The following is a 15028-nucleotide window of genomic DNA, read 5'->3' on the forward strand; positions in this document are numbered from 1 at the left end:
CGCCGCGCGTCTTCAGACGCGCTAAGGACGCTCTATCGCTTTGAATCTGCGCATAATCCTTTCCGAAAATCGATTCCGATTTTGGGGGTTATGCGCTAGTGATCGCGCTTGCTGCCGAAGGTGTAGCCAGTCTCGACCGTCTTCTTGCCGAACTTGTCGCGCAGCTTGTCCATCGCCGCTTCGGCGGCAGCGCGCCGGCCCGATTGATGGTCGATGAGGTCGGGCGGATCGGCGCGGGCGGCATCGCCGAGATCGGTGACGCCGATGCCGAGCAAGCGGAATTTCGTGCCATCAGTCTCCTTTTCGAGAAGTTCGAGCCCGGTGCGGAAGATCCTGTCGGCAAGCTGGGTCGGGTCTTCGAGCTTGCGGTTGCGGGTGCGCGATTTGAAATCGGCGGTCTTCATCTTCAGAACCACGGTCTGGCCGGCAATGCCGTTTTTCTTCAGCCGCCAGGAGACCTTTTCGGAGAGATTGCGCAGGATCGGCACCAGATCGTCGTAGCGCGAGATGTCATCGAAGAAAGTGGTCTCGGACGAAACGCTCTTGGCCGCATCATTGAGATGCACTTCGCGGTCGTCGATGCCGCGCGACAGCCGGGCGAGCCGCTGGCCGATGCTGCCGTAGCGGCGCATCAGGTCGTTTTCCTCCATCTGCTGCAATTGGCTGATGGTGCGGATGCCGTCCGCCTCCAGCGTTGCCGCAAAGGCCTTGCCGACGCCCCAGATCGTGGTGACGGGACGCGGCGCCAGGAACTCGACCGCTTCCTCGCGGCCGATGACCGAAAAGCCGCGTGGCTTCTGCAGATCGGAGGCGACCTTGGCGAGGAATTTGCAATAGGAAAGCCCGACCGAAACGGTGATGCCGATCTCCCTTTCGATGCGACGGGCGAATTTGGCCAGCGTGCGCGCCGGCGGATCGTGATGCAGCCTCTCGGTGCCGCCAAGCTCCAGGAAGGCCTCGTCGATCGAAAGCGGCTGCACCAGCGGCGTCAACTCTTGCATCAATGCGCGCACCTGCCGTCCGACCCGGACATATTTCTCCATGTCGGGGCGGATGACGATCGCTTGAGGGCATGCCTCCAGCGCCTTGAACATCGGCATGGCAGAACGCACGCCGTGGATGCGGGCGATATAGCAGGCGGTGGAAACCACACCGCGTTTGCCGCCGCCGATAATGACAGGCTTGTCGGCAAGTTCCGGATTGTCGCGTTTCTCCACCGCTGCGTAAAAGGCGTCGCAATCGATATGGGCAAGCGTCAAGGCGTAGAGTTCGCGGTGGCACACGAGACGGGGGCTGCCGCAGGAAATACAACGGCGCGCCTCGCCCTTCTGCTCGGCAAGGCAGTCGCGACAGAAGCCGGGTGTCTTGTCAGGCGTGGGCGTCATCATGGGAACAAAGATTGAACATTCTGAGATTACGCCTTAAGCTTCCGAGTCACAAGAGAGGGTGGAAGCTTTGCCTTTGGATAACGACCTTCGTTTCGAGCCGGTGACAGCAGAACGCTGGGACGATTTCGAAACCCTGTTCGGGCCGCAGGGTGCCTTCTATAACTGCTGGTGCGTCGCATTGCGTCTGCCGCATGCGGTGAGGACGAAGATGGCGGCCGACGAACGCAAGGCGCATATGCGGGAGCGGATCAAGGCGGGTCCGCCGCCTGGCATCCTCTGTTATGCCGAAGGCGCGCCGGTCGCCTGGGTGCAGGTCGGGCCGCGCCACGACGTGTCGCAGTTCAATTCGCCGCGCACCGTCTCGCGGCCGCTGGAGGAGGGCGATGCGCATGATCCATCCATCTGGGCCGTCAGTTGCTTCTTCCTGCTGCCCAAACTGCGCGGCAAGGGAATGAGCCACCGTCTGCTCGCCGGCGCGATCGACCATGCGCGGCGCCAGGGAGCGCGGCTGCTCGAAGCCTGTCCGATCGATCATGTGAAGCAGTCGAAATCCGTGACACTCTGCATCGGCTCGACGGCGATCTTCGATGCCGCCGGTTTCGAGACGATAGCACGGCGCAAGGACGGTCGGCCGCTCATGCGGCTGGAACTGCGTGCGTGAAGGTGCCGGAAACAAAATGCGCCTCGATCAGCTCGGCCGCATGCGTCCAGTCGGTGGCGCGGGTGATGTCGTCAGCGGCGGCCGGTGCGAAACGATGGACGGGCGAGTTCGGCATCAGGTGAATCAGCAGGCAATCGGCGACGTGATCCCTAACGGAATGCAGATTGCGCGCCATATCATCGATGAAGACGACGGGAAGGGAGCGGCTGGCATGCAATGCGTGAACGATCGGCCCCTTGGGTTGTTCGGTGGCAAGCAGCGGAAAGAGCAGGCCCATCCTGTCGAGCAGGCGACGGCGCTGGTTCTGGAACCGCGGCTGCATGGCTGTCAGGAAAAGCACATCGGCCTCTTCCGAAAGCCGGTCGAGCGTTTCGACGACGCGGTCGAGCGGCGTCTGCCACAGCTCTTGTGCCTCGAAGAATTCCTCGATCAGCCGGCTGACCTCTTGATCCTCGATCTCCACGCCGTCGGCTTGCGAGACGATGTTGCCGTGCAGCCGGAACGATCGCGGCAGAAACGCGTGCCCCTGGCTCTGAAGGAAAAGCTGGAAGGGACCGATGAACTGCAACACGACGTCGTCGACGTCGCAGACGATCAACGGCCGTTCGCCGAGGTGGATATGCGAGATGTCGAATTCCCCGGAGGTCACGGTCAGTATTCTCCGGAATCGAGGCCCGGTGACGAGAAATGCCGCCAGGCCGCCGTCACGGTCTCTGGGCTGATTCCGCTCGCCGCGCAGAAGGCCATGGCCGTCGGTTCGTGGTTCATCAGAAAATCCATCAAGCCGGCAAGGAATCCCGGATCGTTTACGGCGTTGCGCACCTGGCCGGGCGCCACACCCGTCAGGGCGAGGAAGCGGCCGAACATGTCGGGATCGTCGGCAAGCCAGCCGAGCACGGCGATCGCTGTCTCGTGCGGGTCGGCGGCCTGTTGTTTCGAAGTCTTGAAGTTGCTTTGCATTTCGCTGGGTAAGTTACCTTTTCTTCAACCAAATACCGGTAGCGTGCGCTATCGGTTTCACGAGCTATTTGTCCGCATGTGCCTTTCTCATGGGACGAACCGCTGCGCGAACGGACGTAGGGACAGCTTGTCATGCCCAAACAGGTGATGATTGTAGAAGATAACGAGCTCAACATGAAGCTCTTTCGCGACCTCATCGAGGCGTCCGGCTACACGACGATCCAGACCAGAAACGGTATGGAGGCGCTCGATCTGGCGCGCAAGCATCGCCCCGACCTCATCCTGATGGATATTCAGCTTCCCGAAGTCTCCGGGCTCGAAGTCACGAAATGGCTGAAGGAAGACGACGAGCTGCACGTGATTCCCGTCATCGCCGTTACGGCTTTCGCGATGAAGGGCGACGAGGAACGGATCCGCCAGGGCGGCTGCGAGGCCTATGTTTCCAAGCCGATCTCGGTTCCAAAATTCATCGAGACGATCAAGACCTATCTGGGCGATGCCTGACGCATCGGAAAGACGCTGATGACTGCGCGAATACTGGTGGTTGACGATATTCCGGCCAACGTGAAGCTGCTCGAGGCGCGGCTGCTTGCGGAGTATTTCGACGTGATGACCGCAGCCGACGGCTACACGGCACTGGCGATCTGCGAGCGCAACCAGGTCGATCTCATCCTGCTCGACATCATGATGCCCGGCATAGACGGTTTCGAGGTCTGCGAGCGGCTGAAGGCCAGCCAGAAGACCGCCCACATTCCAGTCGTCATGGTCACCGCGCTCGACCAGCCGACCGATCGCGTACGCGGCCTGAAGGCCGGCGCTGACGATTTTCTCACCAAGCCGGTCAACGATCTGCAACTGATCTCCCGGGTGAAGAGCCTGCTGCGGCTGAAGACGTTGAGCGATGAGCTGCGCATCCGCGCCGACACCGCTCATACGATGGGCATCGATGACCTCACACGGGCAGGCGAGGGCCGCGCCGACGAGACCGCTCAGGTCCTGCTCGTCGACGGTCGCGCCAATTCGCAGGAGCGCATCGTCAAGGCGCTGAAGCCCGTCGCCGACGTGCTTGCCCTCTCCGATCCGCAGGCCGCCCTCTTCGAGGCCGCCGAAAGCGCGTTCGATCTCGTCATCGTCAATGCCAACTTCGACGACTACGATCCGCTTCGCCTCTGCTCGCAGCTGCGCTCGCTGGAGCGCACCCGCTTCCTGCCGATCCTGATCATCACCGAGCAGGGCGCTGACGAAATGGTCGTGCGCGCGCTCGATCTCGGCGTCAACGACTACATCATCCGCCCGGTCGATCCCAACGAACTGGTTGCCCGCAGCCTGACGCAGATCCGCCGCAAGCGCTATAACGACCGCCTGCGCGCCAGCGTCAAGCAGACGATCGAGCTTGCCGTGACCGATCCGCTGACCGGCCTTTATAACCGGCGCTATCTCGACAATCACCTGAACGTGCTTTTCAACCGTTCGATGGCGCGGGGCCGGCCGCTTTCGGTGCTGATCACTGATATCGACCGCTTCAAGCATGTAAACGACACCTACGGCCATGACGGCGGCGACGAAGTGCTGCGGGAATTTTCAAATCGCGTCCGTTCGACCATCCGCGGCGCCGATCTTGCCTGCCGCTACGGTGGAGAGGAATTCGTCGTCGTGATGCCCGACACCTCGCCGGAAATTGCCGCCGCCGTCGCCGAGCGCCTTCGTGCGGCGATCGAAAACGCTCCCTTCATGATGAAACACTCCGGGGAAGCGCTGAACGTCACTGCTTCCTTCGGCATCGCCTCGCGTATTGCGTCGGTACTGACCCCGGGCCAGCTCATGAAACAGGCGGATCTGGCTCTTTACGAGGCCAAGAACACCGGCCGAAACCGTGTGGTTGCCGCGGCCGCGTAACGAATCACTTGGCGCCATACGCGCCATTTGCGGGTTTTCCACTGCTGTAAGCCAATTGTTACCGATTTTTAATTCTCGCTTGTGCCATGCGGGGCGAAAATTTCGCAACTCAATAGCCCCAAAAATGGACTCGCCGCGTTGCTGCGGATGTGTTGCCGCGCGATAGTCTTGAGAGTGTCAGGCCGTAGCTCAAAATGAAATGAAGACTATAAAAAATGCATGCCGCCAACAGGGTCAAATAGATTGCGGCGACGTCACCTCACGTAAGGGGAGGGGAGGCGTAAGTTGTTAAGTTATATTGTCGAATTTCTTCGAAGGGCGAAGCGCTACGCTTCGAGTTCAAGCAGAGCCGATCAATGTTTGTATGTCCCAAATCTGGACTTTTAACCATAGAATCAAGATAAGAAAATTCATCATTAAGAATTTGTTGATTTTCTTTCATTTTTGCGCAAATTATCGGCTCATAAGAGAAGCGCTCCCGTTGAGGAGTTGTCGATACCCCATGATGCTCAGGTCCGCCGCATCTCCTGGGTCGTGGGGTCGGTCGGCTAGTAGGCAAGTTATAGCGGTTCCTCGTGCCGTTTTGCATGCTGGCCGACCCCCTTTCAAGAAAACGCCGCCACTTCCCGAAGATGGAAGGGCGGCGTTTTGTCTGTTTGCGCTATCATTTTTTTAAAGACGATCAATCTGGGCAATAAAAAACGCGCAACCCGAGGGCGCGCGCTTTTTTGAAATCCGTCAGGCCAAGTGATTACTTGATCTTGGTTTCCTTGAACTCGACATGCTTCTTCGCAACCGGGTCGTACTTCGTCTTCGTCATCTTGTCCGTCATCGTGCGGCTGTTCTTCGTAGTGACGTAGAAGAAACCGGTGTCGGCCGTCGACAGCAGCTTGATCTTGATTGTTGTAGCCTTGGCCATGGTCGTCCTGCCTTTAAGAAAATGAAAGCCGTGGAAGCCGGATGGGCTCCACGGCAAATCCTGGCGCGAAACTACGAATCCCGCCCGAAAAGTCAAGCCCGTTTTCGAATGAACATCAGTCTGATGCCGGAAAGTAGGGCGTAAAGACCGAAGAAAGCGGCAATCGCCCAGGCAAAACCGTTATTTCCAGCGACATCGATCGCTGCGCCGATCGCCTGCGGCCCGGCCACGGTTCCCATCGCATAACAGAAGACAAAGGCGGCATTGGCCGCTGCAAGATCGGAGCCTGTCAGCCGAGAGCCGAGATGGCTGAGGCCGACCGTATAGAGGCCTGAGACGCAGCCACCCCAGAAAAGCAGGAGCCCGGCCATCAGCAGCCAGTTGTCGAGCAACAGCGGCAACATCATCGAGCCGATGAAGCCCATCAGCGCCATGCCGGCCAGAAGCGGCCGCTTGTCGGCGATGCGGTCGGAAAGCAGGCCGAGCGGGATCTGAAAGATGACGTTGCCGACACCCATCATGGTGAGCAGAAGTGCTGCCTGCGATTCGGTGAAATGGGCGCGCACGGCAAAAATCGGGAAAAGCGACAGCCCGCCCGCTTCGACCGCGCCGAAGATGAAGACCGCCGCCGTCGCAGTCGGCACCAGGAAAACGTAGCGCATGAAATGCAGCTCCGGTTTTTCCTCGAGCACCGGGCTTTCGTCGCGGGCGATGTAGATCGGGATGGCGGCAAGCAGGATGGCGCCGGCGCCGATCAGGAAGGGGAAGATGCCGTCGCTGCCGAGGATCGAAAACAGCAGCGGTCCGGCCGCGAAGCCAAGGGAAAGCACCGTCGCATAGATGCCGAGCACGAAGCCGCGCTTGGAAGGCGGCGAAGCGGCGTTGATCCAGAATTCGGAGAGGATGAACAGCGTCGTCGTCGCGCCGTGGAAGGCGAAACGCAGCGGAAACCACATCCAGAAATCCTGGGCGTAATAGAAACCAAGCGCGCTCAGCGCCGAAATCAGCACAGCCCAGATCATCGTCGGCGCAACGCCGTATTTATGGGCGAGCTTGGTGGTGATCGGTGCGGCGGCCATCGCCGCGACCCCGGCCATCGCCGTGTTGAGTCCGATCAGGGTGGACGAGATACCGCGTTTTTCGAGGATAATGCTGAGGAGGGGCAGACCGAGGCCGATTGCTATGCCAACGGCTGATATGGACGAGATGGCTGCCACCAGAGAAGGCCAATGGATTTCTTCGACATCGCCCGGTGTGCCGGTTCTCGGCTGAGACATTTATCCATCCTTAGAGAGGTGCGCGAACGAATCGGCCGATCCCGTCAGATAGATAGACACGGACGTGCCAAATCCAGGTGACGGATGCCGCTTCGCAGTATTTCCGATGTGAGTGACCATCTGCGGAATGTAAAGCCCGTTCGGGCAAGAAATGCTAACCATGTCAGGTCTTGAGGATCCTTGGCTCCCGCATTTGGGTGGTGGTCGGTGGAGGGCTGGCACTACACGTTAAATATGTCTGGAAGGTGAAGGCGCTAATTCGACCGACCGGGGATGTCATAATCGTCCGGACCGTCGCTCTCGCCACCGAAGCCGTGCATGCGCAGCGCCCATTGCAGACCGATGACCCCGCCCTTGATCGGCTGGATCGAGGCAAGCGCCGTGATGACGGTGATCGGCGCCCAGATGGCCAGGTGGACCCAGACCGGCAGCACGAAAGTCAGGTCGGTCAGCATATAGCCGCCGACCACGACGTGTCCGAGGACGAGGATGACGATATAGGGCGGCAGGTCGTCGGCGCGTTGGTGATGCATCGCCTCGCCACAAGCGGCGCAATGATCGACCGGCTTCAGGAAGGCGCGAAAGAGCTTGCCGTTGCCGCAGGCCGGGCAGCGGTTCATCAGCCCGCGCATGATGGAGCGCCCAAGCGGACGCTCGACCTCGGGCGTATCGCCGTAGCGGGCAACCGGATCGGTCGGTGTGCTCATCGCATGTTCCTCTTCGGATCTAAAACATGTCGCGCGAAACTGTGCAGCGGTTTTGCGATAACGACACGCGTAAAAACAAGGACCTACAGCGCGGGGAGCCAATCTGAAAGATTGCGACGCGCTTTAGTGCCGTCCGCGCGGCGGCCTCGTTCCGGGCTTCTTGCGAACCTGGCCCCTGTCGCGGCGCCCCGCCTTGTGGAAGGAACGCACCGCCGCCGGCATTTCGCGGCCCTCGCTGATCATCTCGAAACGCAGTGCACCGGCAAGCGGGATCGCTTCGGCAAGTTTGACGGTGACGCTATCACCCAGGCGATAGCCGAGTCCTGTTCGTTCACCGGAGAGTGCCTGATGCGCCTCGTCATAGATGAAATAATCGCTGCCGAGCGTGGATATAGGGACGAAACCGTCGGCGCCATAGTCCGGCAGGGAAACAAAAAGTCCCGATTTAGTCACGCCCGAGATCCGCCCGGCAAATTCCTCGCCGACGCGGCCGCTGAGGTGGTGCGCGATGAGCCGGTCGACGGTTTCGCGCTCGGCTGCCATGGCCCGGCGCTCGAAGGTCGAGATTTCGGCGGCGATATCGTCGAGCGCTGCCTCTTCTTCGGGCGTGATGCCGCCTTCGCCGAAGCCGAGCGAGCCGACGAGGGCGCGATGCACGATGAGGTCTGCATAACGGCGGATCGGCGAGGTGAAGTGGGCGTATTTCATCAGGTTGAGGCCGAAATGGCCGATATTCTCCGGTCCGTAGATCGCCTGGCTCTGCGAACGCAGCACCATCTCGCTCACCATGGTTTGATGCGGCGTGCCGTCCGCCTTCGCCAGAATGCCGTTGAAGTTGTTGGCGCGCATGTTGCCGCCCTTGGCAAGCGAGATGCCGAGCGTGGCCAGGAACTCGCGCAGGATCTCCTGCTTGGCAAGCGTCGGGCCGTCATGGATGCGGTAGATCAGCGGCTGACGCTTCTTTTCGAGCGTCTCGGCGGCGCAGACGTTCGCCTGGATCATCATCTCTTCGATCAGCTTATGCGCATCGAGGCGTGGCGGCACGACGACCCGGTCGACCGTGCCGTCGGGCTTCAGCAGGATCTTGCGCTCCGGCATATCGAGTTCCAGCGGCTGGCGCCGGTCGCGTCCGCGCTTCATCACCTCATAGGCGTGCCAGAGCGGCTTCAGGATCGGCTCGAGCATCGGTCCGGTCTGATCGTCCGGTTTCCCGTCGATGGCTGCCTGCGCCTGCTGGTAGGAGAGCTTGGCGGCACTCTTCATCATGACGCGATGGAAAGTATGGCCGATCTTGCGGCCTTCCCCGGAAAAGCTCATGCGCACGGCGAGCGCCGGGCGGTCGACGCCTTCTTTCAGCGAGCAGAGATCGTTGGAGATGCGCTCCGGCAGCATCGGCACGACACGATCGGGGAAATAGACGGAGTTGCCGCGCTTCAGCGCCTCGCGGTCGAGCGGCGAATTGGGTCGGACATACCAGGAGACATCGGCGATCGCGACGGTGACGATGACGCCGCCGGGATTGTCGGGCGAGGGGTCGAGCTCGGCATAAACGGCGTCGTCATGGTCCTTGGCATCGGCCGGGTCGATGGTGATCAGCGGCACGTCGCGCCAATCCTCGCGATGCGACATGCTGGCGGGCCTTGCGGCGTCCGCCTCGGCGATGACCGCCGGCGGGAAGACATGCGGTATGCCGTGCGCATGGATCGCGATCATCGAGATCGCCTTTTCCGAACCGACGGAACCGACGACGGAAAGCACCTTGGCGCGCGGCAGGCCGAAACGGCCGAGACGGGCGATTTCGACTTCGACCAGATCGCCGTCCGTGGCGCCGCCGGTGAAGTCGGGATCGATCATCATCTCCTCGCCGCGCCGTTCGATCGGCAGCAGCCGGCCGCCGCCGCCGGGTGCAGTGCGGAAAACGCCCATCGAGGCGCCGCGGCGCCTGTCGATCACCTTGATGATCCGCGCCGTATAGGCCGGCCCGCCGCGATCGACAGCCGGGAAGATCTTCGCCAGGATGCGGTCGCCGAGCCCGGCGACGGGCGCCTTGCCCTTGCCCTGGCGGCCTGCGGGCGATTGCTGGCGGATGGCGACGGCGGGTGCTACACCCTGGTCCTCCGGCCATTCCGCCGGTCGGCCGATCAGATCGCCGTCCTTGTCGCGCGTGGTGATATCGAGAACGGTGACAGGCGGCAGCGCACCGGGCCGGATCAGCGACTTGCGGTTCTTCTGCAGCATGCCTTCCTGCTCGAGCTCCTGCAGCATGTGCTTGAGTTCGACGCGGTTGTCGCCCTTCAGGCCGAAAGCCCTGGCGAGTTCACGCTTGGACGCTTTCTGCGGATGATCGGCGATGAAGCGCAGGATCACCTCTCGCGAAGGCAGCGCGCCGTGGACGATGTTCAGCGGCTCGACGACGGGAGCATCCTTGCCGGCGCGGCCGGTCTTGCCCGGGCGCTTGCCCGCAGGGTTCGTTCTCTCGCGCGGTATTCTGCTCACGTCAGCCCTTTTTCGATTTCGCGGGCGCTTTCGCCTTCGTTGCCTTCGGTTTGGCGGCCGTCTTGGTGCTCTTGGCTTCGGCGGCTGCGGCCTTCGGCTTGGCTTTCGCCTTGGCCGCCTTGCCCGCAGGGGCCTTGCCGGCCTTCTCGGCGATCAGCGCAAGCGCTTCCTCGACGGTGATCGCCTGAGGATCCTTGCCCTTCGGCAGTGTAGCGTTGACCTTGCCCCAGTTGACATAAGGGCCGTACTTGCCGTCGCGAACGGTGATGGCGCCGCCATCAGGATGATCGCCGAGCGTCTTCAGCGCTGCCGGCGTGCCGCGCGCACCGCGGCCCGGGGCCTGTTTCGCCTTTTCGGCGATAACAGTCACGGCGCGGTTGAGGCCGACCGAGAACACGTCCTCGACGGTTTCCAGATTGGCGTAGGAACCGTCATGCAGGAGGAACGGCCCATAGCGGCCGATGCCGGACGAGATCATCTTGCCCGATTCGGGATGTTTGCCGATATCGCGCGGCAGCGAGATCAGCGCCATCGCCTTTTCATAATCGATGTCCTCGGGCTTCCAGCCCTTCGGCAGCGAAGCGCGTTTGGCTTCCTTGCCGTCGCCGCGCTGGATATAGGGGCCGAAGCGGCCGGAACGCAGCGTCAGTTCCTCGCCGGTCGTCGGATCGGTGCCGAGGTTCTTCGGCTCGTTGAGCGCAGCACCGTCCGCTTCTCCGCCGTTTTCGGAGGAGAGCTGGCGGGTGTAGTTGCAGTCCGGATAGTTCGAGCAGCCGACGAAGGCGCCATATTTGCCGAGCTTCAGCGACAGGTTGCCGGTGCCGCAGACCTGACAGATGCGCGGGTCGCTACCGTCCTCCCGTTTCGGGAAGACGAGGGGTGCCAGCGCCTCGTTCAGCGAATCGAGCACGTTGGTGACGCGCAGTTCCTTGGTGTCCTCGATCTGGGCGAAGAAATCCTTCCAGAAATCGCGCAGCACCTGCTTCCAATTCAACTCGCCGGCGGAAATCCGGTCAAGCTTCTCTTCGAGATCGGCGGTGAAGTCGTATTCGACATATTTGGTGAAGAAGCTCTCGAGGAAAGCGGTCACCAGCCGGCCCTTGGCCTGCGGGATCAGCTTGCGCTTGTCGATCGTCACATAGTCGCGGTCGCGCAGCGTCGCGAGCGTCGCGGCATAGGTGGAGGGGCGGCCGATGCCGAGCTCTTCCATCTTCTTGATCAGCGAGGCTTCCGAATAGCGCGGCGGCGGTTCGGTGAAATGCTGCGTCGAATTGATCTTCTGCTTGGCGAGCGCCTCGCGCGCATTGATCTCCGGCAGGCGGCCATCCTCGTCGCCGTCGTCGCTCTGCTCGCCATCTTCCTTCTGGTCGGTATAGGCGGCGATGAAACCATCGAAGCGGATGACCGAACCGACGGCGCGCAGACCGGCTTTTTCGCCCTTGTTGTCGGCGGTGATTTCAGCCGTCGTGCGCTCGATCTCGGCCGACGCCATCTGGCTGGCGATGCCGCGCTTCCAGATCAGCTCGTAGAGCCGGATCTGGTCGGCATCGAGGAATTTGCGCACACGATCAGGCGAGCGGTCGAAATCGGTCGGACGGATCGCCTCGTGCGCCTCCTGGGCGTTCTTCGCCTTGGTGGAATAGAAGCGCGGCTTTTCCGGCATGTAGCGCTCGCCGAACTGGTCGACGATGGCGCTGCGCGCCGCATCGATCGCTTCCGGCGCCATCTGCACGCCGTCGGTTCGCATATAGGTGATGAGACCGACCGTCTCGCCGCCGATATCGACGCCCTCATAGAGCTTCTGGGCAACCTGCATGGTGCGCGAGGCCGAGAAGCCGAGGTTGGAGGAGGCTGCCTGTTGCAGCGTCGAGGTCGTGAAGGGCGGTCCGGGATTACGCTTGACCGGCTTCGCCTCGACTGAGTCGACGACGTAGCTCGCACCTTCGAGCAATGCCTTGAGCCGGCCGGCATCTTCGCCGTTGCCGATTGCGCGCGGCTGCAAACGCTTGCCGCTCGCCGAAACCAGTTTCGCCTCGAACTCGTCGCCGCGCGGCGTCTTCAGCATCGCCGAGATGTTCCAGTATTCTTCCGAGATGAAGCGCTCGATCTCGGATTCGCGGTCGCAAACGAGGCGCAGTGCCACCGACTGGACGCGGCCGGCCGAACGCGCGCCGGGCAGCTTGCGCCAGAGAACCGGTGAAAGGTTGAAGCCGACGAGGTAGTCGAGTGCGCGCCGGGCGAGATAAGCGTCGACCAGAGGCACATCGAGATCGCGCGGCGCAGCCATCGCGTCGAGCACCGCCTTCTTGGTGATCGCGTTGAAGACGACGCGCTTGACCGACTTGCCGGTGAGCGCGCGCTTCTTGTTCAGCATGTCGAGAACATGCCAGGAAATCGCCTCTCCTTCGCGATCAGGGTCGGTCGCGAGAATGAGGCCGTCCGAGGATTTCAACGCGTCGGCAATGTCCTTCATGCGCTTGGCGGAGGCGCTGTCGACCTCCCAAAGCATTTCGAAGTCCTGATCAGGAAGAACTGAGCCGTCCTTGGCAGGCAGATCGCGCACATGGCCGAAGGAGGCGAGCACTTTGTATCCCGGACCCAGATACTTGTTGATCGTCTTGGCCTTGGCAGGCGATTCCACCACTACAACATTCATGATGATTCTCTAAAAAGGAAACGACGCCAGCGTTGAAGCCAGCGCGACACACACCGCAACATGGATATCGGCCCTCCGACATGGACAGGGAAATCGCCGCGGTCAAGGGGTTTGCTACAATTTTACCTCTTGTGTCTGCTGCAGCCAAAGGGAGAGTATTGAGAAAATACAATTAAAGATAGGCTGCCGAAGGTTTTCGACCCAGGGTTCGGCAATTCGCAAAGCCGCTGCCTGATGTGTATCCAAGTTCAATCGGAAAGCGAGACGAGGCCACCCTGATGCCGGTGCAGCCTGCCTGATATATCGAGTTCCAGAAGGATGAGATAGACCGCGGATGCCGACAGGCCGGTATGGCGGATGACGTCGTCGATCTCGACCGGCGTCGGCCCGAGCGCATCGATGATGCGGTTTCGATCGGAATCGCCTGGTGGCACCGACATTGCCTTGCCGTCAGGTGCCGGTTCCTCCGCCATCGATGACGGGAACAGGTCGAATTGCGCAAGCGGCGCCAGGGCCTCGACGACATCGTCGGGTGCGGTGACGATCGAAGCACCGTCCTTCAGCAGGCCGTTGGTGCCATGGCAGCGCGGATCGAGCGGCGAGCCGGGCACGGCAAACACCAGACGGCCGAACTCGCCGGCAAGCCGCGCCGTGATCAACGAGCCCGAACGCGTCGCCGCTTCAATGACGACGAGGCCGAGCCCGATGCCGGCGATCAGCCGGTTTCGGCGTGGGAAGTCGCGGGCGCGGGGTTCCCAGCCGAAGGGCATCTCGCTCACCGCAAGGCCATTGCCACCGGTTATCTCTTCGAGCAGGCCGATATTCTCCGGCGGGTAGGGTTGGTCGAGGCCGCCGGCGAGTGCTGCGATCGTGCCCGTGTCGAGACTTGCCCGGTGGGCAGCGGTGTCGATGCCGCGCGCCAGGCCGGAGACCACGGTGTAACCCGCCCGGCCACAGTCGCGCGCCACCATCGCCGCGAATTTCGCGCCCGCGATCGAGGCGTTGCGCGAGCCGACGATGCCGACGGCCGGTCGTTTGGCAGCGGCAAGCGCGCCCTTGACGGCCAGAAGCGGCGGTGCACCGTCGATCTGCTTCAGTGCTTGCGGATAGTCCGGCTCACCGATGCCGACGAAGCGGGCGCCGAAGCGACGTGCCGCCTCCAGTTCCCGATGCGCCTCGGCCTCGCTGGCGATGCGGATTGCCCGCGTGGCGCCGCCGCGCGCCGAAAGCTCCGGCAGTGCGGCAAGTGCTGCCTCGGCCGAGCCGAAATGATTGATGAGGTCGCGAAAGGTGGCAGGGCCGATATTGTCGGAACGGATGAGGCGCAGCCAGGCAATTCTTTGCCGCTCGGTCAGCACGACGCCTTTTGGTTCGGCGTTCAGCGCATCCATTATCCCTTCGCCCCGATCTTGCTTTCCGTCCCGCCCATCAGCCGCGAAATATTCGCCTTGTGCTTCCAGTAGGAGATGAGGGTCATGATCGCCATGACAGCCGCAACCTTTTCGTTGCCCAATATCCACAGCGCAACTGGAATGACAAGCATGGCAACCAGCGCCGAAAGCGAGGAGTAGCGGGTGGTGAAGGCGACTGCCAGCCAGACGGCGGCGAAGAGTACGACCATAATCGGCGCGACGCCGAGCAGGGTGCCGATATAGGTGGCGACACCCTTGCCGCCTTTGAAGCCGATCCACACCGGGAGGAGATGGCCGATAAAGGCGAAGAAGCCGGCGATGATCGCGGCCTCCTCACCGAGGAAATAGCCGACGACCCAGGCCGCGGCCGATGCTTTCAGCGCATCGAGCAGCAGCGTCGCCGCGGCGAGCGTCCGGTTTCCCGTTCTCAGCACATTGGTCGCGCCGATATTGCCGGAGCCGATGCTGCGCACGTCGCCGAGGCCGGCGGCGCGCGTGAGGATCAGGCCGAACGGGATCGAGCCGAAGAGATAACCGATAATGGCGGCGGCAAGCGCGATCGGCAGCGTGATCTGCCATGACATGAGATTGGATAACATATGCCCCCTCAGCCTCTCCGTGGCCTATCCTCGAGTCAGCCTTCTCCCGCTGGGGGA

At 61.9% G+C, this 15028-nt stretch carries 13 protein-coding genes; 3 read left to right on the forward strand and 10 right to left on the reverse strand.

The genetic code is table 11. The annotated features are described in order from the left end of the window. Window positions 1–95: 95 nt before the first annotated feature. Window positions 96–1385, reverse strand: a complete 1290-nt coding sequence (locus GR198_RS25135; protein ID WP_164069740.1) for a DNA polymerase IV — start codon at window positions 1383–1385, stop codon at window positions 96–98. 76 nt (window positions 1386–1461) lie between these two features. On the opposite strand from GR198_RS25135, the gene GR198_RS25140 reads away from it, so the two are divergent. After that, window positions 1462–2049 (forward strand): GNAT family N-acetyltransferase, encoded by a 588-nt coding sequence (locus tag GR198_RS25140; RefSeq protein WP_032984178.1) that lies wholly within the window; start codon window positions 1462–1464, stop codon window positions 2047–2049. Here GR198_RS25140 and GR198_RS25145 read toward each other — a convergent pair. Further along, on the reverse strand, window positions 2024–2698 hold the full coding sequence (locus tag GR198_RS25145) for a hypothetical protein (RefSeq protein WP_164054576.1): 675 nt from the start codon (window positions 2696–2698) through the stop codon (window positions 2024–2026). The genes GR198_RS25140 and GR198_RS25145 overlap by 26 nt on opposite strands. A gap of 2 nt (window positions 2699–2700) precedes the next feature. Then, window positions 2701–3009, reverse strand: a complete 309-nt coding sequence (locus GR198_RS25150; RefSeq protein WP_003558471.1) for a DUF3572 domain-containing protein — start codon at window positions 3007–3009, stop codon at window positions 2701–2703. Between the two features lie 132 nt (window positions 3010–3141). Here GR198_RS25150 and GR198_RS25155 point away from each other — a divergent pair, with 132 nt between their 5' ends. Continuing rightward, on the forward strand, window positions 3142–3513 hold the full coding sequence (locus GR198_RS25155) for a response regulator (RefSeq protein ID WP_003547430.1): 372 nt from the start codon (window positions 3142–3144) through the stop codon (window positions 3511–3513). Window positions 3514–3531: 18 nt separating this feature from the next. After that, complete coding sequence (locus tag GR198_RS25160) at window positions 3532–4905, forward strand: PleD family two-component system response regulator (protein ID WP_029872829.1); 1374 nt, start codon at window positions 3532–3534, stop codon at window positions 4903–4905. Between the two features lie 751 nt (window positions 4906–5656). On the opposite strand, the gene rpmG is transcribed toward GR198_RS25160, so the two are convergent. The 7 genes from rpmG to plsY form a co-directional block, all read right to left on the reverse strand. After that, entirely contained in the window at window positions 5657–5824 is a 168-nt protein-coding gene (gene rpmG, locus GR198_RS25165) for a 50S ribosomal protein L33 (RefSeq protein WP_003547442.1), read from the reverse strand. A gap of 92 nt (window positions 5825–5916) precedes the next feature. Then, window positions 5917–7101, reverse strand: a complete 1185-nt coding sequence (locus GR198_RS25170) for an MFS transporter (protein ID WP_029872828.1) — start codon at window positions 7099–7101, stop codon at window positions 5917–5919. 254 nt (window positions 7102–7355) lie between these two features. Continuing rightward, the gene (locus GR198_RS25175; RefSeq protein WP_029872827.1) at window positions 7356–7808 is read right to left on the reverse strand and encodes a DUF983 domain-containing protein; all 453 of its coding nucleotides are present in this window, start codon (window positions 7806–7808) and stop codon (window positions 7356–7358) included. 123 nt (window positions 7809–7931) lie between these two features. Continuing rightward, a complete protein-coding gene (rnr, locus tag GR198_RS25180) occupies window positions 7932–10304 on the reverse strand; it encodes a ribonuclease R (RefSeq protein ID WP_029872826.1) in 2373 nt (790 codons plus the stop codon). Between the two features lies 1 nt (window position 10305). Beyond that, complete coding sequence (gene topA / locus GR198_RS25185) at window positions 10306–12960, reverse strand: type I DNA topoisomerase (protein WP_029872825.1); 2655 nt, start codon at window positions 12958–12960, stop codon at window positions 10306–10308. Between the two features lie 248 nt (window positions 12961–13208). Next, window positions 13209–14351 carry a DNA-processing protein DprA gene (dprA, locus tag GR198_RS25190; RefSeq protein WP_029872824.1) on the reverse strand — a complete coding sequence of 381 codons (1143 nt, stop codon included), beginning with the start codon at window positions 14349–14351 and terminating at the stop codon, window positions 13209–13211. Beyond that, window positions 14351–14971, reverse strand: coding sequence for a glycerol-3-phosphate 1-O-acyltransferase PlsY (gene plsY / locus GR198_RS25195; RefSeq protein WP_029872823.1), 621 nt, complete (start codon window positions 14969–14971; stop codon window positions 14351–14353). Before plsY ends, dprA begins: the two co-directional genes overlap by 1 nt. Window positions 14972–15028: the final 57 nt, after the last annotated feature.

Origin of the sequence: Rhizobium leguminosarum (assembly GCF_010668065.1) — a bacterium.
GTDB lineage: Bacteria > Pseudomonadota > Alphaproteobacteria > Rhizobiales > Rhizobiaceae > Rhizobium > Rhizobium leguminosarum_S.

Bases quoted from the DNA above. Each gene is read 5' to 3' on its own strand.
- GR198_RS25170 (WP_029872828.1), bottom strand. From the start codon at position 7,101: ATGTCTCAGCCGAGAACCGGCACACCGGGCGATGTCGAAGAAATCCAT.
- GR198_RS25135 (WP_164069740.1), bottom strand. From the start codon at position 1,385: ATGACGCCCACGCCTGACAAGACACCCGGCTTCTGTCGCGACTGCCTT.
- dprA (WP_029872824.1), bottom strand. From the start codon at position 14,351: ATGGATGCGCTGAACGCCGAACCAAAAGGCGTCGTGCTGACCGAGCGG.
- topA (WP_029872825.1), bottom strand. From the start codon at position 12,960: ATGAATGTTGTAGTGGTGGAATCGCCTGCCAAGGCCAAGACGATCAAC.
- rpmG (WP_003547442.1), bottom strand. From the start codon at position 5,824: ATGGCCAAGGCTACAACAATCAAGATCAAGCTGCTGTCGACGGCCGAC.
- GR198_RS25155 (WP_003547430.1), top strand. From the start codon at position 3,142: ATGCCCAAACAGGTGATGATTGTAGAAGATAACGAGCTCAACATGAAG.
- GR198_RS25160 (WP_029872829.1), top strand. From the start codon at position 3,532: ATGACTGCGCGAATACTGGTGGTTGACGATATTCCGGCCAACGTGAAG.
- GR198_RS25150 (WP_003558471.1), bottom strand. From the start codon at position 3,009: ATGCAAAGCAACTTCAAGACTTCGAAACAACAGGCCGCCGACCCGCAC.
- plsY (WP_029872823.1), bottom strand. From the start codon at position 14,971: ATGTTATCCAATCTCATGTCATGGCAGATCACGCTGCCGATCGCGCTT.
- GR198_RS25175 (WP_029872827.1), bottom strand. From the start codon at position 7,808: ATGAGCACACCGACCGATCCGGTTGCCCGCTACGGCGATACGCCCGAG.